Here is a 22,686-nt window from a genome sequence, read left to right as displayed (position 1 = left end):
CCATGCGCTTCCGGCACCCCGACGGTTCGACCGTCCACCTCGCGTACTGCACCAACGTTCATCCGGCCGAGACCCTGGACGGCATCCTCGACCAGCTGCGCGACCACTGCGAGCCCGTGCGCAAACGGCTCGGCCGCGACCGGCTCGGCATCGGCCTCTGGCTGGCCCGTGCCGCGGCCCGCGCACTGACCGCGGACCCCGCGGCCCTCCGCCTCCTGCGCAAGGAGCTGGACGTGCGCGGCCTGGAGGTCGTCACGCTGAACGGTTTCCCGTACGAAGGGTTCGGCGACAGCCACGTCAAATACCGGGTCTACCGGCCGGACTGGACCGAGCCCGCCCGGCTGGAGTACACCGCCGACCTGGCCCGGCTGCTGACCGCACTGCTGCCCGACGATGCCACCGAAGGCACCATCTCCACCCTCCCGCTCGCCTGGCGCACGGACTTCGATGAGCACCGGCGCACCGTCGCACTGAAGGCACTGCACACCCTCGGCGCACGCCTGGACGCGCTCCAGGACACCACCGGCCGCTCCATCCGCGTCGGCCTGGAACCGGAGCCCGGCTGCACCATCGAAACCCTCGCCGACGCCCTGGAAGCCCTGACCGGGACCCCCGGCACCCCAGGTACTACGGACACCGCAATCACGCCAGGTATCCCAGGTACTCCGATCACCCCAGGCCATCCGAACACTTCAGGTATCCCAGACACGCCAGCCGCACCGGCCGCCACCGTCCCCACCCACCGCATCGGCGTATGCGTCGACACCTGCCATCTCGCCACCTCCTTCGAGGAGCCCGGCCCGGCGCTGGACGCCCTGCACCGGGCGGGCATCCCCGTCGTCAAGGCTCAGCTCTCCGCCGCCCTGCACGCCGAGGAGCCCGCGCGTGCGGACGTCCTGGAAGCGCTCGGTGCCTTCGCCGAACCGCGCTTCCTGCACCAGACCCGCACCCGCTCCGCGCAGGGCGCACTGCTCGCCACCGACGACCTCGACGAGGCGCTCGGTGACCGGGGGAGCGGTACGGGCCTGCCGACCGGAGCGCCGTGGCGCGCCCACTTCCACGTACCGCTGCACGCGCCGCCGCAGCCGCCCCTCACCTCCACGCTGCCGGTGCTTCAGGACACGCTCGCCCGTCTCGTCGGCCCGGCCGCGCCGCCGCGTACGCATCACCTGGAGGTCGAGACGTACACCTGGCAGGCCCTGCCGCCCGAGCTCCGGCCGCGCACCCGCGCCCGGCTCGCCGACGGCATCGCCGCCGAGCTCTCCCTCGCCCGCGACCTGCTGATCGACCTCGGCCTCAAGGAACTGCCATGACCGCGCACGAGAGCCACCCCGACGACCCCGGCGCCCCCGACGGAGCCGAAGACACCGCCGCGGCCCCGGCCGACCCCGCGCCACCGCCCCAGCCCCTCCTGGTCCTCGACGTCGTCGGCCTCACCCCCCGCCTCCTCGACCACATGCCGCACCTCAAGGCGCTGGCCACGGAGGGCTCGTACGTCCCGCTGCGTACCGTCCTGCCGGCCGTCACCTGCACCGTGCAGTCCACGATCCTCACCGGCACGCTCCCCTCCCGGCACGGCATCGTCGGCAACGGCTGGTACTTCCGCGACGTCGGCGAGGTCCACCTCTGGCGGCAGCACAACGCCCTGGTCGGCGGCGACAAGCTGTGGGACGCGGCCCGCCGCGCCCACCCCGGCTACACCGTCGCCAACGTCTGCTGGTGGTACGCCATGGGCGCGGACGTCGACTGGACCGTCACACCGCGGCCCGTCTACTACGCCGACGGCCGCAAGGAGCCCGACTGCTACACCCGGCCGCCCGCCCTCCACGACGAACTCACCGAGCTGCTCGGGCCGTTCCCCCTCTTCACCTACTGGGGGCCCACGGCCTCCCTCACCTCCTCCCGGTGGATCACCGACGCGACCCGCCACATCCTGCGCACCCGCCATCCCGATCTCACCCTCAGCTACCTCCCGCACCTCGACTACGACCTGCAGCGCTACGGCCCCGACGACCCCCGCTCGCACGCGGCCGCCGCCGCACTCGACACCGTCATCGCCCCCCTCCTCGACGACGCGCGCTCGGCCGGCGTCACCGTCGTCGCCCTGTCCGAGTACGGCATCACCCGCGCCCGCCGCCCCGTCGACATCAACCGCGCACTGCGCCGGGCCGGCCTGCTGGAGGTGCACACCCAGGACGGAATGGAATACCTCGACCCGACCGCGTCCCGCGCCTTCGCCGTCGCGGACCACCAGATCGCGCACGTCTACGTACGCCGCCCCGAAGACCTCGACGCGACCCGCGAAGCCCTGGCGGACCTGCCCGGCATCGCCGAACTCCTCGACGACGAGGGCAAGAAGCAGCACGGACTGGATCACCCGCGCGCCGGCGAACTCGTCGCCGTCGCCGAATCCGACGCGTGGTTCACGTACTACTACTGGCTCGACGACGCGCGCGCACCGGACTTCGCGCGCCTGGTCGAGATCCACCGCAAGCCCGGCTACGACCCCGCCGAACTCTTCATGGACCCGCGCGACCCCTACGTACGGCTACGCGCCGCCACCGCACTGGCCCGCAAGAAGACCGGCATGCGCTATCGCATGGCCGTCGTCCCCCTCGATCCCGAGCCCGTGCGCGGCAGTCACGGGCGTATCCCGGACCACGAGGACGACGGGCCCGTCCTGATCTGCTCCACCGCAGGCACGCTCACCACCCCCCTTGATGCGACCGAAGTGAAGTCCTTGCTCCTCAAGCTTGCCGCACGGCACTGACAATCGACTTTGGAGCCGCAATGACCAGCGACGTTCCCAACCCGCGCACCTCACGCCACCCCGAGCTCGCGCGCACCCTCGCCCGCCGCGGATTCCTCGGCGTGGCCGCCGGTGCCACCGCGGCGGCCGTCCTCGGCGCCTCGCAGGCTCAGGCCGCGCAGCCCGGCGCGCGCCCCGAGCCCGCCGGTGCCGGCGGCCACCGCCCCGTCGTCCCGCCCGGCCGCCTCGGCATCCAGCTCTACACACTCCGCGACAAGACCTCGTCCCTGGGCTTCGCCAGAGTCTTCGAGGAACTGGCCCGCTACGGATACGACGAGGTCGAGTTCGCCGGGTACACACAGGGCTCGGCCGGAGCCATCACGCTCGCCCAGCTGAAGCGCCTCATGCGGAACAACGGCCTGCGGGGCATCGGCAGCCACGTCGGCTACTACTCTTCCGACCCCAACGCGTACACCTTCGCCACCAACCTCACGAAGGTGCTCGACGACGCCGAGGCCCTCGGCCTGCCGTACGTGGGCACCGCCTCGGGCCCCGACCGCTACGGCAACACCGTCGACGGCTGGAAGCGCGCGGCCGAGGACTTCAACACCTACGGAGCGGCCGCCAGGGCCCGCGGCATGTACTTCTACCAGCACAATCACGCGGAGGAGTTCGCCTTCGCCACCGACAACCCGAAGGTGCGGCTCTATGACGTCCTTCTTGCCGAGACCGACCCGCGCCTCGTGAAGCTGGAGATGGACATCTACTGGGCGTACGTCGCGCAGTACCGCTTCTCCAAGCGTCCGGACGGCACCGCGGCGCCCTTCGAGCCGCTCGACTACGTCCTCGCCGACCCGGCCCGCTATCCGCTCTTCCACGTCAAGGACGGCGAGCACGACGAGGCCGAGCGGGACGGCTACCGGATGGTCGACGTCGGCGACGGCGACATCGACTACCGCCGCTTCATCAGCCGCGTGGACCGCCTCCCGGGCCGTCAGCGCCACAACTGGCTCGTCGAACGTGATGACGCCGTCGACCCGGCCGCCAACCCCGCCGGTTCCCTCACCACGGCCCGCCGCTCCGCGCGGCACCTCCTTCACCTGCGTGGATAGCACCGCCTTCGTGCAGGTAGGGGAGCCGCCGCTCCGGGCAGCCACTCCGTGAGACGGCGGTTCCGTCCCTTACGTGCTCCTCGTCCGGGCCGGGTAGTGTGCCCCACGATCACGCACTACCCGACCCAGATTGGCGACACGACATGAGCGAGTGGACGCCCGCCACGCCGACCACGGCCGGCGGAGACCCGCGCTCCCACGCGGCCTCCGTATCGGACGAGGCGGCGCGGGAGCGGCTGCTGTACCTGCGCGGCAGTATCGACAACCTCGACGCCGCGCTGGTGCACCTGCTCGCCGAGCGCTTCAAGTGCACGCAGCAGGTCGGCGAACTCAAGGCCCGGCACAGCCTGCCGCCCGCCGACCCGGCCCGCGAGTCCACGCAGATCGCCCGCCTCCGCCGCCTCGCAGAAGACGCCAAACTCGACCCGGCCTTCGCCGAGAAGTTCCTCAACTTCATCATCGAAGAGGTCGTCCGACACCACAAAGCGATCGCCCAGAACGCAGAAGCGGAAGAGCGCGCCCGCTGACACCGCTACCGGCGCTTGGCGTGCGTACGGTCACAGCTCCCTTACGAAGGAGACGCGGTCCAGCCCCGGCCCGTCGTAGTCCGTATGCACCGCCACCCCGTCCTCCACGCGGTCGCCCGGCTCGACCCGGAAGCCCATCCGGGAGTGGTACGCGATCGAGTTCCGGTTGACCGGGCTCGTGATGGAGCGGACGCGAGACCGGCCGTGCCCTCGGGCGAGGTCGAAGAAGCGGTAGTACAGCGCGCTGCCCAGGCCGCCACGCTGCGCCTCCGGGTGCACGCCCACGAAGTGGATGTACGCCGTCTCGGGGTCGGTCTGCGACAAGAATCCGATGAGGAACGCCCGCAGCGCCGCCCCCTCGGCGGCCCCGCCCTCCTCCACAAGAAGGCTCGTCCCCGCAAAGTGCTGGAGGAACAGCCGCGGCACCAGAAGACGCCGCTGCTGGGCCCCCGCCTCACCCCCCTGACCGCCCCACCAGTCGGTCAGCGCTCCTTGAAGCACCGCGTGGTCCGAGGGCCGCGGATGCCGCACCGTGAGACCGGGCGGGAACGGTCGAGGCGATTCGTGGTCAGTGGATCGCACAGTCATGCGACGAGCGTACGGTGATCAAGCGCCGCCCCCACGCGTTCCGCCACTCTCTTCAGAAACAGCGAAAACAGCCACAGCCCGGCCGCCCCGCCACTCCCACAGCCGACCGTCACGTTGATCACCCTCTCGATCACCATCCGTACAGACCGGCCACACATGCTGTGATCAGCGGAAACGTCGAACGAAGCACGCCAGGTCACCGCCACACCCGAGTCATAAGCCACCCTTATGCCTGCGCGGATATGGATGTGAAACCCACTCCGAAACCTTGGTATTGTTGTCCATGTCGCCGCGGGCAAGGCCCCGCGCCGACGACACCTAGTCCGGGTGGCGGAATGGCAGACGCGCTAGCTTGAGGTGCTAGTGCCCTTTATCGGGCGTGGGGGTTCAAGTCCCCCCTCGGACACATAAGATTCACCACCAAGTGCTGGCCGGGAGTTATCCCGACCAGCACTTTGCGTTGGGTCGACGCTCGGTACGCCTGAACGCGCCGGTAACGTCACCCTCGGTGCGGGCCTGCCGTCGCTGCCCCTGGCCGCATGGGTGGCTGTGTGACCTCTACTATCGTTTCGCGTTCTCCGACGGACCTTGGCGTTGCTTGCTGTGTCCGCCGCTCAACGCCTGCCATGGCACGACGACGTCCACCGCATGGCGATGGAGTCGAGCATCGAGGAGAGATACGTACATGCGCGCCCGGAGCATAGCCGTAGCCACCGCAGCAGCACTGGGGCTGGTGGCCGCCCGTGACCTTGTTCAGAAGAAGCACTCGTTGCTGCGGAACTTCCCGGTGGTCGGGCACGCGCGGTACATGCTGGAGACGATAGGGCCGGAGCTGCGGCAGTACATCGTGACCTCCAACGACGAGGAGCGCCCGTTCAGTCGTGATCAGCGCACCTGGATCTATGCGTCGTCGAAGGGGGAGAACAACTACTTCGGGTTCGGCACCGACAACGACGTCGAGCACATGCAGGGGCACGCGTACCTGAAGCAGCGGACGTTCGCCGGCGCGCTGCCCGACATGCACGACCCGGAGGCCCCACTGCCGTCGGCCAAGGTGCTGGGCGGGCCGCGAGGGCGGGCCAAGGCGTTCCGGCCGGCGAGCGTGGTCAACATCTCGGCGATGAGCTTCGGATCGCTCTCCGGCGCGGCGGTCACGGCACTCAACAAGGGGGCGGCACTGGCAGGCGCGATGCACAACACGGGGGAGGGCGGCCTCTCGCCGTACCACCGCAACGGCGCCGACCTCGTCCTGCAGATCGGTACGGCGTACTTCGGCTGCCGCAACGAGGACGGCAGCTTCAACCTCGACAAGCTCAAGGACGTGGTCGCCGGCGCCCCGGTGAAGGCGATCGAGATCAAGCTCTCCCAGGGCGCCAAGCCGGGTCTTGGCGGCATGCTGCCGGGCGCGAAGGTGACCTCGGAGATCGCCGACATCCGCGGCATCCCGCTCGGCGAGGACTGCGCCTCCCCGTCGCGGCACACCGCGTTCAGCGACGTCGACTCGATGCTCGACTTCGTCGAACTCCTCGCCACCGAGACCGGTCTGCCGGTCGGGATCAAGAGCGCGGTGGGCGAGATGGACTTCTGGCAGGAACTGGCCACGCTGATGGCGCGTGGCGACCGCGGGGTGGACTTCGTGACCATCGACGGCGGCGAGGGCGGCACCGGGGCGGCGCCGCTGACCTTCAGCGACTCGATGTCGCTGCCCTTCAGGATGGGCTTCTCGCGGGTCTACGGCGTCTTCGCCGAACGGGGGCTGACCGACGACCTGACGTTCATCGCCTCCGGCAAGCTCGGCCTGCCCGAGAACGCCGCGGTCGCCTTCGCGCTGGGCGCCGACATGATCAACGTGGCGCGTGAGGCGATGCTGTCGATCGGCTGCATCCAGGCGCAGAAGTGCCACACCGACAAGTGCCCCACCGGCGTCGCCACCCAGAACGCGCGGCTGGCCCGCGGCATCGACCCGGCCTCGAAGGCCACCCGGACCGCCGACTACCTGCGCACCCTGCGCAAGGAGCTGATGAAGATATCGGCGGCCGTCGGCGTCGCCCACCCGGCACTCATCACGGCCACCGACATCGAGATCATGAACGGCGACTACGAAGCCCGCACGCTGGCCGGCGTGTACGGCTACAAGGACGGCTGGGGCACGCTCGGCCCGCACCTCGCCGACGAGATCACCGCACTGCTCACCACCGAGCCGGCCGACGTGCAGAAGTCGGACACCGGGCAGAGGCCGACCGTCTGATGTACTGAGAGCGACGGCCACCGCTTTCGCTGTTCCACCGCTCGGAGCGCGCGGGGAACCGCCCGGTGTCGCCCTCGCCTCCCCTCGTCCCCATGAACAGCCCTCTCCCCAGGTGAACACAACATGAGTGAAAAAGTGCGATTCCAGAGTGTCGTCGGCCCCGAACTGGCCGGAACGATCGACCTCCCGGACGGCGAGATCCGAGGCTGGGGGCTCTTTGTGCACGGCTTCACACTCGGCAAGGACTCGCCGGCCGCCGCGCGCGTCAGCAAGCAGCTGGCACGCGAGGGGATCGGCATGCTGCGCTACGACAACCTCGGGATCGGCGACTCCGACGGCGACTGGGGGGACGGTTCCTTCACCGTCAAGGTCCAGGACACGGTCCGGGCGGCAGCTCTGATGGCGGAGCGGGGTACGCCGGTGGACCTGCTGGTGGGGCACTCCTGGGGTGGCGCCGCTGCCATCGCCGCGGCGGCCGAGGCGACCGGCGTCCGCGCGGTCGCCACGATCGGGGCGCCTGCTGACCCCAGCCATGTCGAGCGACAGTACGATGCGGTCGTCGATCGTGTGCTCGGTGAAGGGGAGCACGAGTGGTTCGTCGGCGGGCGGACTCTGGTCCTCAAGCGCGCCTTCGTCGAAGACGTCCGCCGTGCCCATCTGCGCGACCGGATCGCCGAGCTGGACATGCCGCTGCTCGTCCTGCATTCCCCCACCGACAACACCGTCGATATCGACAACGCCGGGGAGATCTTCAGCCAGGCCCGGCACCCGCGAAGCTTCGTCTCGCTCGAAGGCGCGGACCACCTCCTGACCGCACGAGGACAGGCACAGCGCGCCGCCCACATCATCAGTGCCTGGGCCGATCAGTACATTAACGGGGCACGGTCCGGAGGAAAGACGTCTCAGGCGGGGGAGAGCCCGCAGGGGTAGCGTTCAGCCTTCGGCGGTCAGACCTTGCTTTCGAGGCCGAACGCCTGTCGTGCGATGAGGCCGCGCATCATCTCCGATGTTCCGCCACCGATCGTTTCCAGGATCGTCTGGCGCCGCATGAACTCGACATCGGTGCCTTTGACGAGTGCCTCGGGTGACCCGAATTCCATGGCCGAACGAGCGATTTCCTGTGTGAGCAGTGTGCCGGCCAGTTTGTGATACGCCGCCGGGACCGCCGATGGCTGACCGCTGGTGATCTCGCCGAGCAAGGCCAGTGCCAGCGCCTCGACCTCCGTGACTTTCACGGCAAGGTCGGTGAGCCGTCGGCGGACGGCGGGATCTCGGCACAGGCCCGTTTTCTCCGCCCAGTCGAGGAGGTCCTGCAGTTCCCGCCGAATCCGCTTCGGCGGGAACTGGACGTGCCGTTCGACCGCGAGTGCCGATCCGACCACCTGCCACCCGTCGTTCTCGTCACCGATGCGATTGCCGACCGGTACCCGTACCCCGTCGAATGTGACCTCGTTCAGACGCTCGCCGTATCAGGGCCAGGACCAGGGTGAGGTTCAGGATCGTTCGGCGGACGTCGAGGCGCCCGAAGTCCCCGAGGCGCTCGGACCGGGTATGGAAGCCGGTAATCTGCGCGGCCGTCCACCAGGCCGAGTGGGTACGCGCGTTCCGCGGGGCCGGCGAGCTGGCTGCCTTCGCCATGGAGCTGGGGTACCTCTCCGCCCATGGCCGCCTCATCGCGTGACGCCATCAGGGAGAGCGCCTGACACGGCACGGTGCCGACTGTCTTCTTGTTCCTCTCGCTCCTCTCGTTCCTCTCGTTCACAGATCCGGATGCTTCGTCGCCACGTGGTAGTACCCGGAGTGGAACACCAGGGGAGCGCCGCCGTCGGCCTCGTACTGTTCGACCTCGCCGAGGAAGATGATGTGGTCGCCGGCGTCGATGCGTTGGACGGTGCGGCATTGGAAACGGGCGACCGCGCCGTCCAGGAGCGGGGTGCCCGCGATGCCGGGGGTGGTGGGGATACCGCGGAACTTGTCGTCGGCCGGGGTGGCGAACTGCCGGGAGAGGTGGTGCTGGTCGGCGGCCAGTACGTGGACGGCGAAGTGCGAGGCGTCGGTGAAGTCCGGCAGGCTCGGGGCGTTTTTGCCGGGACACCACAGGACGAGGGGCGGGTCCATGGAGACGGAGGTGAAGGAGTTCGCGGTCATGCCGACGTTGCGGCCGTCGGGGGCGCGAGCCGTCACCACGGTCACGCCGGTGGCGTACTGGCCCAGCGCGCGGCGCAGCTCGCGGTTGTCGAAGCGAGCGGCGTGCTGGGCACGTTTCTCGGCGAGGAAGCGCTGCGCCTCCCCCTCCTCGAACCACCAGCGGTACAGCGTGCGCGGGTCGTCGAATCCGGCGGCGAGTGCACCGGCCACCGAGGGGATTTCGGCCGCCGCGGAGAGGAGTTCGCGGTGGTGGGGGGCCAGGTCGGCCAGGAGGGAGTTGGTCCACCCGACGGCCCACTGGGCCCAGCCGCGCCAGAAGTTGTCGAAGGTGCGTTGCATCCACTGCGGGGTGAACTCGGCGGCGCCGTGGCGGAGGATGCTGTCGAGGTAGTGGGACGCGGCCTGGGCGGCGTTGTTGGACCCCTGGCCGGTGATCGGGTCGTTGAGTACGACGGCATCGGCCATGCCGAGCACGTGCCGTCCGGAGGCGAGCCGGGCGACGGGATGCCGGACGGTCGGAGTGATCGCGCCCCGCAACACGCCTCCGCTGTCCGTGAGTTGTGCGTGCCGGCAGCGCTCGTACTCGTCCGGGAAGAACCGGCGGAGGATCTCCAGGGAGCGGCCGAGATGGGCTTCGGGCGTGTGGATGTCGTCCCAGCAGTCCATCGGGCCGCCGGGGACGCCCTCGAAGACCATGATGTCGCACGGTCCTGTGGTGGTGAGGGCGGGGAAGGTGAAGTATTCGCCGACGCCGGGGACCATGCGGTAGTGGACGGCGTCCTCCCCCTCCCGCGGTGCCGTTCCCGTGACGTACGTCAGAGCCAGCACGCGGCGCGGCCGGTCGTACGGGGAGAGTTCGGCGTTGCGCGGGAAGAGGCGGCTCAGCTCGCCCTTGCCGGTGGAGACCACGACGAGATCGTGCGTACGGGCGTACCACTCAAGGTCGTTGACGCCCGCCTCGTGCAGCACGATCTCGCCGCGGCCGCCCTCCGCGAACTGCTCCATCCAGGCCGCGCACTTGACCCGCTGGTCGACGGAGTGGGCGGGGCCCTCCAGCGGCGCACGCCAGGAGAGTTCCGGAGTGCCGTGCGGACCGATGAGAGAGAGCGCGATGCCGGTGATGTCCGGGGCCCGGTCCTCCCAGTGGTGCAGGCCGAGGCCGCGCTCGCTCTGCAGCGCGGTGTCGAACATGCACTGGCTGGACATGACCGGGCCGCGACGTACCTCGTCGGGGCCGCGGTCGGTGACCAGGGTGACGTCGTAGCCGTGCGCCTGGAGCCCCAGTGCGAGTTGGGCCCCCGCCTGCCCGGCGCCGATCACCGCGATCCTTCTCATGGTCCTGCTGTCCTGCTCTCGTTACGTACGTACTGTTGCTGACGCATCGTCAGAGCCTGATGGGGCGGGGCCCCGCTGACACTGCCGAACGTTCAGGCGCCGACCTCCGCCGCATAGTTCTTCGCGGCGGCCGGGTCCATGAACCAGTGGAAGAAGTCACGCGGGTCGTCGAAGCCGTTGACGAAGCGCGCGGCGACACGGGGGTTGGCGCTCGCCGCACCGAAGAGTTCCAGGACGTGCTGCGGCGGGGCGCCGAGCATCGCGTTGGTCCAGGCGGTGGCGGACTGCGCGTTGTCCCAGAAGCGGCCGAAGGCCAGCTCCATGAACGCGGCGTCGTACGGGCGCCCGCCGTGGTCCAGGATGGCGGCCAGGTAGGCGGCCGCGCACTTCGATGCGTTGTTGGAACCCTGGCCGGTGACCGGGTCGTTGAGGACGACGACGTCGGCCAGGCCGAGCACCTGCGCGCCCGACGGCAGCGTGGCGACGGGCTTGCGGACGGTCGGCGCGAAGCGGCCAGCGAGGGTGCCGTTCTGGTCGGTGAGCGCGACATCGGTGCAGCGCTCGGCCTCCCACGGGACGTACGTCCGCAGCAGCTCCTGGAACTTCGCCAGCTGCTCGTCGGGGGTGAGCCCGTCGAAGCAGTCGAGCGGGCCGCCCGGGATGCCCTCGAAGAACATGATGTCGCAGGGGCCGCTGGTGGTGAGGCTGGGCATGGTGAAGTACTCGCCGACACCGGGGATGACGTTGAAGCTGACGCCGGGACGGTCGGGCAGCGGCGCCATGCCGGTGACGTACGCCAGGGCCAGCGCGCGCTGCGGAGCGTCGTACGGAGAACGCTGGGCGTCCCGCTCGAACAGCCCGGCGATCTCGCCCTTGCCGGCCGCGACGATCACCAGGTCGGACTCGGCGGCGTACCGCTCCAGGTCCTCGATGCCGGCCTCGCGGAAGTCCAGACGGCCGCCGCGGCGCGCGAACTCGCCCAGCCAGATGGGCATCTTGACGCGCTGGTCGACCGAGCGCGCTGTGGCGTCGAGGCGGGCGCCGAAGGAGAGCGCCCGGCCGCCCTGGCCGTCGGAGATGTTCACGCCGAGCCCGGCGATCGGCGGGCAGGCGTCGCCCCAGAAGTCGAGGCCGAGGTTGCGCTCGTGGGCCAGCGCGGTGCCGAACATGGCCTGGCTCGACATCACCCGGCCCTCGCGGATCTGGTCCCCGGTGCGGTTGGACACGAGGGTGACGTCGTAACCGTGGCTGAGCAGGCCAATACCGAGCTGGAGGCCTGCCTGGCCTGCTCCGACGATGGTGATCTTGCGCATGAGGTGGCCTCCGGGGCGGGGACGAGTGGTTAGGGGGTTCGGGTCGTGCGCTTCGCTGACGTGGCGGCGTCAACGAGTGGGACTTCGGTCATACGGAGCGGGGCTGCGGTGATACGGAGTGGGGCTGCGGTGATACGGAAGGCGGCTGCCCGCCGGCGGGGGGTCCGGCGGGCAGCCGCGGGCAGCCGGGTTGCCCAGGGCCGGGGGAAGGGTCCCGGGGCACCCGGCCGGCTAGAGGGGACCGGCCGACTCGGCGAGCGGCGGCATCCGGCGCCGCAAGGGTGGGGCTACGCGCGGGGGTACGGCCTCGGCGGCTCTCGTCGCGCGGGGCACGCGCAGCGCGTACGCGACGGGCCGTCCGTATGCGATGGCCACGGGCCGTCCATACGCCACCGGCTGTCCGCTGGGCGTGACTCCGCCCGTGACGAGCGCAGTCCGGCCCGGCACTCCCTGCATTAATGATTCCCTGGCTTCTTCTCGGGTCCGCGGCGGTCGGGGATCAACCTTGGTATGGCAAGATCACCTTCGCTATCCGGATCACGCGGGTTGCTGTCCCGGTCGCGTATCTCGGCGGTGGAGGTTCACATGCCCGCTGAAGAGCTCCCCCTCGCAAACCACCAGCAGTTCCACACAGCGGACATTTGGGAGGCGCGAGCCGAGGTCGGCCGCGCCTTCTGCCCGCATGAGCTGCGCATCGTGCAGCGCTCGGCGACGCTCGACGCCCGGCTGCACGGCGCGTCCTTCGATCGGACGGGCCTGTACTACCTCGATTACGGAACGGAAGTCCGGATCACGCCGGGCGACCTGGAGAGCTTCTTCCTCGTCCAGATCCCGCTCGCCGGTTACGCCGAAATCGCCTGCGGCCGCGAGGAGATCATTTCCTCCCCCGAACTCGCTTCCGTCCCCTCTCCGACCGGAAAGGTGGACATGCGCTGGGGTGGCGGCAATCCGCAGCTGATCGTGTGGTTCGACCGGGCGTCCCTGGAATCGCACCTGGGCAGTCTGCTCGGCCGCACCGTGCGCCGCCCGATCCTCTTCTCGCTCGGCATGAACCTCACCACGCCGGGCTCCCGCTCCTGGCTCAACGTCGTCGACCTCATGCGCCGGGAGGCGGAGGGCCCCGGCGACATGACAAGCCGGCCGCTCGTGATGAAGCAGTTCGAGTCACTCCTCATGACCCAGCTGTTGATGGCCCAACCCAACAACTACACACCGGCGCTGCTCGGCGAGCAGCCGCGCGTCGCACCGCCCGCGGTCCGCCGCGCCATGGAAATCATCGAGGGACACGCCGCGGAACCACTCACGGTCGCGGACGTCGCGGAATGCGTCGGCGTCGGCGTACGGGCCCTCCAGGAAGGCTTCCGCCGGCACCTCGACACCACACCACTCGCGTACCTCCGCGAGGTCCGCCTGGACCGCGTACGCAAGGAACTCCTGGCCTCCTACCCGGGCGCCACAACCGTCACCGCCGTCGCCTCCCGCTGGGGTTTCCACCACCCGGGCCGCTTCTCCCTCGCCTACCGCCAACAATTCGGCGAGTCACCTTCGGAAACACTGCGAGCGCATTCGTAGGCGGCTTGACGGTCGCAGTGGGGGCGGACAGGCGACCCAGCAAGCCGAATTTGCGTGGGGAGTCCGCATACGGCAGCGCGTAGGGCAGGTCAACTGCTCGCGTCGCGTGTCCGCAGCGATGCCCCCGACCCGCATCAATGTGACCGACATCACGATGTACCCATCGCGCGTCCTCAGGTCATCATATGACCTGACCGCGTTGCCCCCTCCGAGTGGGCGAGGTCCTGGCCGTGGCGGGATGCAGCGGGGCCGTAGTGACGACGTAGTGAGTGCGAGGGTGGGCATGGACGAGGTGGGCGGGGCGGGGCGGCCGCGTGTGGGTGTGGTGGGGCTTGGGGCCATGGGGCTCGGGATGGCTCGGAGTCTGCGCGGGGCGGGGTATGACGTAGGGGTTCATGACCTGCGGGCTGAGGTGGCTGCGGCCTTCGCGGGGGAGGGTGGGGCGGCGTTCGGCTCTGTTGGGGAGTTGGCGGCCGGGGTGGATGTGCTGGTCGGTGTGGTGGTCAATGCGGAGCAGGTTGAGTCGGTGTTGTTCGGCCCTGAGGGGGCGGCCGACCGGCTGAGGCCCGGAGCTGTCTTCGTGATGTGTTCGACGGTTGATCCGGGGTGGTCCGCCGCGCTTGAAGGGCGGTTGGCCGAGAGGGGCGTGCTGTATTTGGATGCCCCTATTTCCGGTGGGTCCGCTCGGGCGGTGGTCGGTGAGCTGGCCATGATGACCTCGGGGTCGGCTGCTGCGTACGCGGTGGCGGATCCGGTGCTGGAGGCCATGAGCAGTACGGTCTACCGCCTGGGGGAGCAGGCCGGACTCGGGTCGAAGGTCAAGGTCGTGAACCAGTTGCTCGCGGGCGTGCACATCGCCGCGGCGGCCGAGGCGATGGCGTTGGGTATCAAGGCCGGCGTTCCGGCCGACGCGCTCTACGAGGTCATCACGCACAGCGCCGGGAACTCGTGGATGTTCGAGAACCGCATGGCGCACGTGCTCGCCGGTGACTACACACCCCTCTCCGCGGTCGACATCTTCGTCAAGGACCTGGGGATCGTGCTCGATTCCGCCCGGCCGGAGAAGTTCCCGCTCCCGCTCGCCGCCACCGCGCATCAGATGTTTCTGCAGGCTGCGGCGTCCGGGCTGGGAGCCGAGGACGACAGTGCCGTCATCAAGATCTTTCCGGGGATCGAACTCCCCGAGTCGACGGAGGGCTGACTGAACATGGGAATCCGACTCGGCTGCATTGCCGATGACTTCACCGGCGCCACTGATCTGGCCAACAATCTGGTGCGGGCAGGGATGCGCGTCATTCAGTTGATCGATGTGCCGGAGGTCGGCGCGGAGGGGGTAGTGGACGCGGATGCCGTGGTCATTGCGCTCAAGTCGCGAACGGTGCCGGCCGCCGATGCCGTCGAGGCGTCGCTGAGGGCGCTGGCCTGGCTGCGGTCCGCGGGGGCCGAGCAGATCTACTTCAAGTACTGCTCGACGTTCGACTCCACGGCGGACGGCAATATTGGGCCGGTCACCGAGGCTTTGCTGGATGCTCTGGGGAGCGACTTCACCGTGGCTACTCCGGCGTTTCCGGATAACGGGCGTACGGTTTTCAAGGGGCATCTCTTCGTTGGGGATGTGTTGTTGAGCGAGAGCGGGATGCGGCACCATCCGCTCACCCCGATGACCGATTCCAACCTGGTTTCCGTCCTTGGTGCGCAGATGGAGGGAACGGTCGGCCTCATCGACCATGCGGCGGTGGGGGAGGGGGAAGAGACGATACGGGGGCGCATTGGCGTCCTGCGTGCGGAAGGGCGTCGGGTCGCTGTTGTTGATGCCGTGTCCAATGACGACCTTGTGCGCCTGGGCGCTGCTGTGAAGGGGATGCCGCTGGTGACCGCCGGTTCCGGGCTGGCGATCGGGCTGCCGGCGAACTGGGGGTTCAAGCCGTCCCGCGCCGCCGCGCAGTTGCCGCCGGCCGGCGGGCACGCGGCCGTCGTCTCCGGGTCGGTGTCCGCTGCCACGAACGAGCAGGTCCGGCAGTTCCTGCGCAGTGGGCGGCCCGCGTTCAGTGTGGATCCCTTGCGTATCGCGGACGACGAGGACGTGGCCGGTGAGGCTCTGGAATTCGCGGCGTCGCAGCTTGCCGACGGGCCGGTCCTCGTCTACTCCACCGAGGCGCCCGACGCGGTCCGCACCGTGCAGGGCCGGCTCGGTGCCGCCGAGGCCGGTGAGCTCGTGGAGCGTACCCTCGCCCGTGTCGCACAGGGGCTGGTCGAGCGCGGTGTGCGCCGGCTGGTTGTCGCGGGCGGCGAGACCTCGGGAGCGGTCGTGCAGGCGCTCGGCGTCACCGGGCTGCGCATCGGGCCGCAGATCGACCCCGGTGTGCCCTGGTGCGCGGCCGCCCTCCCCGACGGGGGCACGCTTCACATGGCTCTGAAGTCAGGCAACTTCGGCGGGCCCGAGTTTTTCACCGACGCATTTGCTCGCCTGGGTCAGGAGACCTCGTGAAAGACCTTGATCTGGTGAATCAGCAGCAATCCGATACCGCCGTCGAGGAAGCGCGGCGCGCGATTGTTCGGGTGGGTACCAGTCTGTTTGACCGGGGGTACGTTCACGCCAGTGCCGGCAACATCAGTGCCAGGGTGGACGACTGTTATCTGATTACTCCCACTGATGCCGCGCTCGGTTTCCTCCGACCGCACCGTCTTGCGCTGGTCGACGATGGTGGTGAGCAGCTCGCCGGGGACCGGGCCAGTAAGACGCTGACGCTCCACCGGCGCATCTACGCCGCCGATCCCACGGCCCGGTTCGTCATCCATACCCACTCCACGCACCTGGTCGCGCTGACCCTGGCCGGTGTGTGGAGCCCGGACGACGTGCTCCCGCCCCTCACCCCGTACTACGTGATGAAGGTCGGGCACGTTCCCCTCATTCCGTACCACCGGCCCGGCGACCCGCGCGTGGCCGACCTGGTGACCGCTCGCATCGCCGATCGCGCGGCGAGTGGCACACCGATCAGAGCCGTCCTGCTCGACCGGCTGGGCCCCGTGGTCTGGGGCCCGGACCCGGCGGCGGCTCTCGCCGTCCTCGAAGAACTCGAGGAGACGGCGCGCCTCTGGCTGACTACGGGACGTCAGCCCGAACCGCTCCCCGCCGACGCGATCGAGGAGCTGAGGGAGGCGTTCGGCGCCGATTGGTGACGAGCCCCTCCGACCCCTTCCTCCCCGATCCTCCTTCCCCGGACCTCCCCCCATTCCCACGCACGACATTCCCCCGTCAGAGAATCCCTGAGCCGCACGAAGGGTTCCTCATGCCTTCTTCCGCCGCCACGGCGCCCGAGGCCGCTGGTCTCGCCCGTGAGAACGCCGTCTTCCGCAAGGTCGTCAGACGCCTCGTTCCCTTTCTGATGCTGTGTTACGTCGTCTCCTACCTGGACCGGGTCAATGTCGGCTTCGCGAAGCTGCAGATGTCCGCGGACCTCGGGTTCAGCGAAGCGGCGTACGGCCTCGGTGCCGGTCTCTTCTTCATCGGCTACTTTCTTTTCGAGGTTCCGTCGAACCTCATGCTGCAGCGCGTCGGCGCCCGCACCTGGATCGCCCGGATCATGATCACCTGGGGCCTGGTCTCGGCGGCGTTCATGTTCGTCACCAACGAGGCGACGTTCTACGTGCTCCGGTTCGTCCTCGGTGCCGCGGAGGCGGGCTTCTACCCCGGGGTGATCCTCTACTGCACGTACTGGTTCCCCTCGTACCGCCGTGCCCGGGTGATCGCGATGTTCATGTCGGCCATCCCGGTCGCCGGCATCTTCGGCAACCCGCTCTCCGGCTGGATCATGGAGCGGTTCCACGGTGCGAACGGCTGGCAGGGCTGGCAGTGGCTGTTCCTGCTCGAAGGACTGCCCGCGGTCGCCGTCGGTGTGGCGACGCTGTTCTACCTCGACAACAGCGTGCGCAGCGCCAAGTGGCTCACCGACGAGGAGAAGGCCGTCGTCGAGGGGGCGCTGGAGAAGGACGCGGCCCACCACACGGTGCACGGGCGGGTGCTGGACGCGTTCCGCGAGCCCAAGGTGTGGCTCATGTGCCTCATCTACTTCTGCTTCGTGATGGGCCAGTACGCCCTGACCTTCTGGATGCCCACGTTCGTCCAGTCCACCGGCATCAAGGACAACCTCACGATCGGTGTGCTCAGCGCCGTGCCGTACGTGGTGGCACTCGTCGCGATGAATGTGTTCGGCGCGTCGGCGGACAAGCGCCGCGAGCGCCGCTGGCACCTCGTCATTCCCTCCCTCATGGGCGCCGTCGGATTCTCGCTGGCGGCCGGCTGGGCCGGGTCGACCGTACTGTCCCTGATCGCGCTGTCGTTCGCGGCGGCCGGGGTGCTGACCTGCGCGCCGCTGTTCTGGTCACTTCCCACCGCGTTTCTGGGCGGCACCGCGGCGGCGGCCGGTCTCGCCGTGATCAACTCGGTGGGCAACCTCGCCGGTTTCGTCAGCCCCTACATGATCGGTGCGCTCAAGGACGCCACCGGCTCGGCGTCGATCCCGATGTACGTCCTGGCGCTCAGCCTCCTGGTCGGTGCCGCCGCGGTGCTCACCACCAAGAAGCAGGTCGTCAACCGCTGACCGGAGCCGGTCCGACGCGAAATCGTTGACCGGCCCCCCGGTCCGCCCCGAATGCAGGAGCCACCATGCCAAGGTTCGCCGCGAACCTGTCCATGATGTACACCGAACACGACTTCCTCGACCGCTTCGCCGCGGTGTCGGCGGACGGCTTCGAGGCCGTCGAGTACCTCTTCCCCTACGACCACGACGCCACCGAGCTGCGCCGCCGGCTCGACGACCACGGGCTGCGGCAGGTGCTCTTCAACGCGCCTCCCGGAGCGTGGGAGGCGGGCGAGCGCGGGATCGCCTCGCTGCCCGGGCGCGAGGCCGAGGCGCTCGCCGGGCTCGACCGGGCGCTGGAGTACGCCGCCGCGCTGGGCTGTCCGCGGGTGCACGTGATGGCCGGGCTGGTACGGCCGGACGCGTCGCCGGCGGAGCGGAACGCGCACCACGCGACGTACCTGAACCACCTCGCCCTGGCCGCGGAGCGGGCCGCGGCGGCGGGCGTCGACATCCTGATCGAGCCCATCAACGGCCGGGACATGCCGGGCTACTTCCTGCGCACGCAGGCGCAGGCACACGCGGTGGTGCAGGAAGTGGGTGCCGCGAACCTCAAGGTCCAACTCGACCTCTACCACTGCCAGATCGTCGAGGGCGACCTCACCACGACCCTGCGCCGCGACGTACCGACCGGCCGGGTCGGCCATCTGCAGATCGCGGGGGTACCCGACCGCAACGAACCCGACCGCGGCGAGGTCGACTTCCGCCATCTGTTCGGCGTCGTCGACGAGGTGGGTTTCGACGGGTGGATCGGCTGCGAGTACCGCCCCCGCGCCGGCACGAGCGAGGGCCTCGGCTGGCTGAACGACTACCGAGGAGAGCAGGCATGAGGATCGTCATCACGGGTGGGTTCGGCTTCCTGGGACGGCAGGTCGCCGGCGCGTTGCTGAAGGCGCGGACCTTCGGCGGTGCGCCGATCGACCGGCTGGTGCTCGCCGACCGCTTTGTACCGTCCGAGGCGCCGGAGACGGCCGACCCCCTCGTAGACGTCGTGCGGGGTGATCTGACGGACCGTCTGCAGGAGCTGTTCGCGGAGCCGGTGGACGTACTGATCCATCTGGCCTCCGCGGTCTCGGCCGAGTGCGAGGCGGACTTCGACCTCGGTATGAGCGCGAACGTGGACACCACTCGCGCGCTGCTCGAAGCCGCCCGGGCACAGTCGGCCGCCGGCGGTCCCACGCCGCGGAGCGTGTTCTCCAGCAGTGTGGCGATCTACGGCCCCGACCCCGCGCTGCCGTTGCCGCCGGTGGTGAGCGAAGCGACCCTGCCGACGCCCCGGTCCAGCTACGGGGTGCAGAAGTTCGTGTGCGAGCAGCTGGTCGCGGAGTACACCCGGCGCGGCTTCATCGACGGCCGCGTGACCCGGCTCATGACCGTCTCGGTGCGGCCGGGCAAGCCGAACGCGGCGGCTTCCGGCTTCCTCTCCGGCATCGTCCGCGAGCCGCTCGCGGGCCTTCCGGCGACCTGCCCGGTCGACCCCGGCCTGGAGGTGGCCCTGGCCTCGCCGCGGCGCACGGTCGAGGGGATCCTGCGCGTCGCGGAGGCCGAGCGGGGCACCGGCCCCGGCCGGCTCGACGGCCGGCTGCCCGTCAACCTGCCGGCGCTCACGGTCACGGTCGGCGAGATGCTGGACACGCTGCGGCGAGTGGCCGGTGACGCCGTCGCCGACCTGGTGACGGTCGCGCCGGACCGCGATGTCGAGGCGATCGTGGGGTCCTGGCCGGCCCGCTTCGACAACACCCGGGCCGCCGCGCTGGGGCTGGCGCCCGACCCGAGCTTCGAATCGGTGGTACGGGACTATGTGCGGGACCACGCCGACGCGGTGACCGTTGATGGGGTGGCCGCCGACGCGGTGACCGTTGATGGGGTGGCTGCCGATGCGGTGGCCGCCGCCGACGCCCCGCCCGTGGCGACGAGTCCCCGTCCGTAAACTGAAACCATGCTGTCCAAGTTGAGTGGTCCCGTACGGCTGGCGGACCGGGTAGCCGCGGTGCTGACCGACGAGATCGAGTCCGGGCGGCTGGCCGAGGGCGACAAGCTGCCGACCGAGGTCGAGCTGGTCAAGCAGCTCGGCGTCAGCCGCACGGTGGTACGCGAGGCCGTCTCCCGCCTGCGCAACGCCGGCCTGGTCGAACCGCGCCAGGGCCGCGGTGTCTTCGTCATGCCCCGGCGTACGCGGCCGCTCGACCTGGAGGCCGAGGCCGCCGACACCACGGCGAAGGTGCGGCAGATCGTGGAGCTGCGCCGGGCGATCGAGGGGGAGGCCGCCTCGCTGGCGGCCACCCGCGCCACCCCCGATGATCTCGCCCGGATGCGGCAGGCCCTGGACGGCATCGACGCCGCGGTCGCGGCCGGTGGTGACGGTGCGGACGAGGATCTCGCCTTCCACCGGTCCATCGCCGAGTCGACCGGGAACGCGGTGATGGTCTCGACACTGCGGTACCTCGGCGAGGTGCTGCGCAGCGGCATCCGCGTCACGCGTGCGAACGAGGCGCGGCGGGAGGACTTCTTCGAGGCGGTGCGGCAGGAGCACCACGCCATCCTGGCCGCCATCGAGGCCGGCGACGCCGACGCCGCGTGCACCGCCGCCCGCCGCCACCTGAAGCACGCCGCGGCGCGGCTCCAGGAGGCGGACGACGGCTTCTGGACGGAGACCGAGGACCTCGACGTGGACCTCGGGGCCACCAGGCCCACCACCTGACGAGGCCCACTGCCTGACGAGGCCCACTGTCCGACGCCGACGAGGACCGCTTCGGAGCGAGGCGGGAGCGTCCGCCATTGGCGAATTATTTACCTCCGTATGTATTTCCATTGGTGCTCGGCGCTGTGCGGGCGGGAATGATGTCGCGCTCGTCCTGCGGTGTCCGACATCCCCGGCAATAACCGGTAGGGCTGGCAATAGCAGGTCGGCCCGGCAATAGCGTGCGGCCCTTTCGGGATCTGGGTTGTCCTGGTGTCGCCCGGTCCGGTTGACTGGGGCGGTGCGGGTGGACGCATTCGCACAGCCGAGTGAGAGGGCAACGGGGTGAGCCTCAAATTCGATATTTCGCCGAGCGGTATGCATACGACCGGTCGGAAAACCACCGGGCAGGGCGACGACCTCGCCTCGGAGGTCCGGACGCTGCTCGATGCCCTCCATGACGCGGGATGCGCGAGCGACGCCGCGGTCGCCGGGGCCGTGACCAGGTTCTCCGGGGATGTCCAGCAGAAGACGGGCATCATGTCGGCCAGGGTGGGGAGCACGGTGGACGGTGCCGGCCGGGCGACCGGCATCTTCGTGGACGGTGACCACGAGATGAAATGCCATGCGAACAGGGGAAACGAACACGCGGATTCCCCGGGAAATGGTGGGTACGGGCGGGGCGGCGGTCGCTGAATGGCGGACACGCTGATCGATCCGGCGGAAATCCCGTCCCTGGACGACGTGCACTTCGGTGATGTGGAAGCGGCGGTCAAGAGGATGCGGACGGCCGCCGCCGGACTGGAACGCCGCGGCGGGGAAATCGACGGCTCGTGGGCCGCGGCCGTCGGCCTGAACTACCTCGCGCCGAACGGCGCGGTCCTCGCCGAGAAATTGGTCCCCGTGAAGCAGCAGGCGAGCAAGGTCTCCCAGGCCGCGCTGACCACCGCGGACGCCCTGCAGGCGTACGTCGATGCCGGTGCGCCGGTCAAGAAGGCGCTCAAGCAGCTGAAGCGCGATGCCGAGAGCCTGGTCGCGAAGGCGAGGCCACTGGGCGACGGCTGGCGGACGAAGCCGGACCTGGTCGAGGAGAACGACCGTATTGCCTCGGCCGTCCGCGTCAGGACCGCCACGTACGACGAGGCCTGCCGGACCGCGGCCGACAAGATCAACACAACGAATGACGGCCCCGGCACCCACTGGGCCGAGCGGGGGCGCCAGTATCTGGGATTCGGCGGCTACGGGACGACGGGGCTCGGGGCCGCCGTGTCGTGGATGGGCTACTACAAGTACGGGAAGTTCGCGCCCAGGGGATTTCTGCCGGGCGGCGGGTACGGCTATCTGCCGTGGAAGAACGAGCCGCTGTGGAAGAACACCTACCGGCGCATGCAGAGCACGAACTGGCAGGCCAAGCCGTATGCGGCCGCGAGCCGTAGCAAGTGGCTCACGGTCGGCAAGTGGGGCGGCCGGGCGAGCCTGGGGCTCACCGCCGTCACCTCGGGGATGAGCCAGTGGAGCCAGGACGCCCAGGATCCCCACATGTCGACCGGGAAGCGCGTCGCCCGTACCGGCGTCAAGGCCACCGGGACGACCGCCGGAGCCTGGGCGGGTGCGGAAGGAGGCGCCGCTGCCGGCGCCGCGGTCGGTGCCGCGTTCGGCGGGGTCGGCGCGCCGGTGGGTGCGGTGGTGGGCGGCCTCGTCGGTGCCGCTGCCGGTGCCGGGGTCGGCAGCAAGATCGCTGACGGGTTCAACAGCTTGATAGGAAAGTGATACG

At 69.8% G+C, this 22,686-nt stretch carries 21 protein-coding genes and 1 tRNA gene; 17 read left to right on the top strand and 5 right to left on the bottom strand.

Annotated elements, in window-relative coordinates; genetic code table 11:
* The first annotated feature begins 2 nt into the window (after positions 1 to 2).
* The 4 genes from eboE (at position 3) to ABZ840_RS32800 (ending at position 4,388) form a co-directional block, all read left to right on the top strand.
* Complete coding sequence (gene eboE, locus ABZ840_RS32815; protein ID WP_361566056.1) at positions 3 to 1,313, top strand: metabolite traffic protein EboE; 1,311 nt, start codon at positions 3 to 5, stop codon at positions 1,311 to 1,313.
* Positions 1,310 to 2,770, top strand: coding sequence for a nucleotide pyrophosphatase/phosphodiesterase family protein (locus ABZ840_RS32810; RefSeq protein ID WP_361566053.1), 1,461 nt, complete (start codon positions 1,310 to 1,312; stop codon positions 2,768 to 2,770). The genes eboE and ABZ840_RS32810 overlap by 4 nt, the downstream gene beginning before the upstream one ends.
* A gap of 20 nt (positions 2,771 to 2,790) precedes the next feature.
* On the top strand, positions 2,791 to 3,861 hold the full coding sequence (locus ABZ840_RS32805; protein ID WP_361566050.1) for a sugar phosphate isomerase/epimerase: 1,071 nt from the start codon (positions 2,791 to 2,793) through the stop codon (positions 3,859 to 3,861).
* A 143-nt stretch (positions 3,862 to 4,004) separates the two neighbouring features.
* On the top strand, positions 4,005 to 4,388 hold the full coding sequence (locus tag ABZ840_RS32800; protein ID WP_361566048.1) for a chorismate mutase: 384 nt from the start codon (positions 4,005 to 4,007) through the stop codon (positions 4,386 to 4,388).
* A gap of 30 nt (positions 4,389 to 4,418) precedes the next feature.
* Here ABZ840_RS32800 and ABZ840_RS32795 read toward each other — a convergent pair whose 3' ends face one another.
* Together ABZ840_RS32795 and ABZ840_RS32790 are read right to left on the bottom strand one after the other, a co-directional pair.
* Complete coding sequence (locus ABZ840_RS32795; protein ID WP_361566045.1) at positions 4,419 to 4,976, bottom strand: GNAT family N-acetyltransferase; 558 nt, start codon at positions 4,974 to 4,976, stop codon at positions 4,419 to 4,421.
* Positions 4,973 to 5,182 (bottom strand): hypothetical protein, encoded by a 210-nt coding sequence (locus ABZ840_RS32790; protein ID WP_361566042.1) that lies wholly within the window; start codon positions 5,180 to 5,182, stop codon positions 4,973 to 4,975. Before ABZ840_RS32790 ends, ABZ840_RS32795 begins: the two co-directional genes overlap by 4 nt.
* A 115-nt stretch (positions 5,183 to 5,297) precedes the next feature.
* On the opposite strand from ABZ840_RS32790, the gene ABZ840_RS32785 reads away from it, so the two are divergent.
* The 3 genes from ABZ840_RS32785 to ABZ840_RS32775 all read left to right on the top strand — a co-directional run bounded on the left by ABZ840_RS32785 (position 5,298) and on the right by ABZ840_RS32775 (position 8,154).
* Positions 5,298 to 5,382 (top strand) — tRNA-Leu (locus ABZ840_RS32785).
* Positions 5,383 to 5,661: 279 nt separating this feature from the next.
* Positions 5,662 to 7,224 (top strand): FMN-binding glutamate synthase family protein, encoded by a 1,563-nt coding sequence (locus tag ABZ840_RS32780; RefSeq protein ID WP_361566039.1) that lies wholly within the window; start codon positions 5,662 to 5,664, stop codon positions 7,222 to 7,224.
* 135 nt (positions 7,225 to 7,359) lie between these two features.
* The gene (locus tag ABZ840_RS32775; protein ID WP_361566036.1) at positions 7,360 to 8,154 is read left to right on the top strand and encodes an alpha/beta fold hydrolase; all 795 of its coding nucleotides are present in this window, start codon (positions 7,360 to 7,362) and stop codon (positions 8,152 to 8,154) included.
* Between the two features lie 17 nt (positions 8,155 to 8,171).
* Here ABZ840_RS32775 and ABZ840_RS32770 read toward each other — a convergent pair whose 3' ends face one another.
* The 3 genes from ABZ840_RS32770 to ABZ840_RS32760 form a co-directional block, all read right to left on the bottom strand.
* Positions 8,172 to 8,633, bottom strand: a complete 462-nt coding sequence (locus ABZ840_RS32770; RefSeq protein WP_361566148.1) for an acyl-CoA dehydrogenase family protein — start codon at positions 8,631 to 8,633, stop codon at positions 8,172 to 8,174.
* A gap of 349 nt (positions 8,634 to 8,982) precedes the next feature.
* Positions 8,983 to 10,707, bottom strand: coding sequence for a styrene monooxygenase/indole monooxygenase family protein (locus ABZ840_RS32765; protein ID WP_361566033.1), 1,725 nt, complete (start codon positions 10,705 to 10,707; stop codon positions 8,983 to 8,985).
* Positions 10,708 to 10,799: 92 nt separating this feature from the next.
* A complete protein-coding gene (locus ABZ840_RS32760; RefSeq protein ID WP_361566030.1) occupies positions 10,800 to 12,020 on the bottom strand; it encodes a styrene monooxygenase/indole monooxygenase family protein in 1,221 nt (406 codons plus the stop codon).
* Positions 12,021 to 12,605: 585 nt separating this feature from the next.
* Between ABZ840_RS32760 and ABZ840_RS32755 the strand changes: the two genes are divergently transcribed.
* From ABZ840_RS32755 to ABZ840_RS32710, 10 genes are all read left to right on the top strand, one after another.
* Positions 12,606 to 13,592 carry an AraC family transcriptional regulator gene (locus tag ABZ840_RS32755; RefSeq protein ID WP_361566027.1) on the top strand — a complete coding sequence of 329 codons (987 nt, stop codon included), beginning with the start codon at positions 12,606 to 12,608 and terminating at the stop codon, positions 13,590 to 13,592.
* 283 nt (positions 13,593 to 13,875) lie between these two features.
* Entirely contained in the window at positions 13,876 to 14,793 is a 918-nt protein-coding gene (gene ltnD / locus ABZ840_RS32750) for an L-threonate dehydrogenase (RefSeq protein ID WP_361566025.1), read from the top strand.
* Positions 14,794 to 14,799: 6 nt separating this feature from the next.
* Entirely contained in the window at positions 14,800 to 16,080 is a 1,281-nt protein-coding gene (gene otnK / locus ABZ840_RS32745; protein ID WP_361566022.1) for a 3-oxo-tetronate kinase, read from the top strand.
* Complete coding sequence (locus tag ABZ840_RS32740; RefSeq protein WP_361566019.1) at positions 16,077 to 16,772, top strand: aldolase; 696 nt, start codon at positions 16,077 to 16,079, stop codon at positions 16,770 to 16,772. The genes otnK and ABZ840_RS32740 overlap by 4 nt, the downstream gene beginning before the upstream one ends.
* 110 nt (positions 16,773 to 16,882) lie before the next feature.
* Positions 16,883 to 18,193 (top strand): MFS transporter, encoded by a 1,311-nt coding sequence (locus ABZ840_RS32735; RefSeq protein ID WP_361566016.1) that lies wholly within the window; start codon positions 16,883 to 16,885, stop codon positions 18,191 to 18,193.
* A 65-nt stretch (positions 18,194 to 18,258) separates the two neighbouring features.
* Positions 18,259 to 19,062, top strand: coding sequence for a 2-oxo-tetronate isomerase (gene otnI / locus ABZ840_RS32730; protein WP_361566013.1), 804 nt, complete (start codon positions 18,259 to 18,261; stop codon positions 19,060 to 19,062).
* Positions 19,059 to 20,162, top strand: coding sequence for a D-erythronate dehydrogenase (gene denD / locus ABZ840_RS32725; protein ID WP_361566010.1), 1,104 nt, complete (start codon positions 19,059 to 19,061; stop codon positions 20,160 to 20,162). The genes otnI and denD overlap by 4 nt, the downstream gene beginning before the upstream one ends.
* 9 nt (positions 20,163 to 20,171) lie before the next feature.
* A complete protein-coding gene (locus tag ABZ840_RS32720) occupies positions 20,172 to 20,933 on the top strand; it encodes a FadR/GntR family transcriptional regulator (protein ID WP_361566008.1) in 762 nt (253 codons plus the stop codon).
* Between the two features lie 324 nt (positions 20,934 to 21,257).
* The gene (locus ABZ840_RS32715) at positions 21,258 to 21,608 is read left to right on the top strand and encodes a DUF6507 family protein (protein WP_361566005.1); all 351 of its coding nucleotides are present in this window, start codon (positions 21,258 to 21,260) and stop codon (positions 21,606 to 21,608) included.
* Positions 21,609 to 22,682 (top strand): hypothetical protein, encoded by a 1,074-nt coding sequence (locus ABZ840_RS32710; protein ID WP_361566002.1) that lies wholly within the window; start codon positions 21,609 to 21,611, stop codon positions 22,680 to 22,682.
* The last annotated feature ends 4 nt before the right edge of the window (positions 22,683 to 22,686 follow it).

Source organism: Streptomyces sp. NPDC047117, from assembly GCF_040643545.1.
Lineage (GTDB): Bacteria > Actinomycetota > Actinomycetes > Streptomycetales > Streptomycetaceae > Streptomyces.
The sequence above is the reverse complement of the archived record's forward strand: the minus strand, read 5'-3'. Positions and strand labels throughout refer to the sequence as shown.

Coding starts and splice junctions, on each gene's coding strand:
- eboE (WP_361566056.1), top strand. CDS start 3: ATGCGCTTCCGGCACCCCGACGGTTCGACCGTCCACCTCGCGTACTGC.
- ABZ840_RS32810 (WP_361566053.1), top strand. CDS start 1,310: ATGACCGCGCACGAGAGCCACCCCGACGACCCCGGCGCCCCCGACGGA.
- ABZ840_RS32805 (WP_361566050.1), top strand. CDS start 2,791: ATGACCAGCGACGTTCCCAACCCGCGCACCTCACGCCACCCCGAGCTC.
- ABZ840_RS32800 (WP_361566048.1), top strand. CDS start 4,005: ATGAGCGAGTGGACGCCCGCCACGCCGACCACGGCCGGCGGAGACCCG.
- ABZ840_RS32795 (WP_361566045.1), bottom strand. CDS start 4,976: ATGACTGTGCGATCCACTGACCACGAATCGCCTCGACCGTTCCCGCCC.
- ABZ840_RS32780 (WP_361566039.1), top strand. CDS start 5,662: ATGCGCGCCCGGAGCATAGCCGTAGCCACCGCAGCAGCACTGGGGCTG.
- ABZ840_RS32765 (WP_361566033.1), bottom strand. CDS start 10,707: ATGAGAAGGATCGCGGTGATCGGCGCCGGGCAGGCGGGGGCCCAACTC.
- ABZ840_RS32760 (WP_361566030.1), bottom strand. CDS start 12,020: ATGCGCAAGATCACCATCGTCGGAGCAGGCCAGGCAGGCCTCCAGCTC.
- ABZ840_RS32755 (WP_361566027.1), top strand. CDS start 12,606: ATGCCCGCTGAAGAGCTCCCCCTCGCAAACCACCAGCAGTTCCACACA.
- ltnD (WP_361566025.1), top strand. CDS start 13,876: ATGGACGAGGTGGGCGGGGCGGGGCGGCCGCGTGTGGGTGTGGTGGGG.
- otnK (WP_361566022.1), top strand. CDS start 14,800: ATGGGAATCCGACTCGGCTGCATTGCCGATGACTTCACCGGCGCCACT.
- ABZ840_RS32735 (WP_361566016.1), top strand. CDS start 16,883: ATGCCTTCTTCCGCCGCCACGGCGCCCGAGGCCGCTGGTCTCGCCCGT.
- otnI (WP_361566013.1), top strand. CDS start 18,259: ATGCCAAGGTTCGCCGCGAACCTGTCCATGATGTACACCGAACACGAC.
- denD (WP_361566010.1), top strand. CDS start 19,059: ATGAGGATCGTCATCACGGGTGGGTTCGGCTTCCTGGGACGGCAGGTC.
- ABZ840_RS32720 (WP_361566008.1), top strand. CDS start 20,172: ATGCTGTCCAAGTTGAGTGGTCCCGTACGGCTGGCGGACCGGGTAGCC.
- ABZ840_RS32710 (WP_361566002.1), top strand. CDS start 21,609: ATGGCGGACACGCTGATCGATCCGGCGGAAATCCCGTCCCTGGACGAC.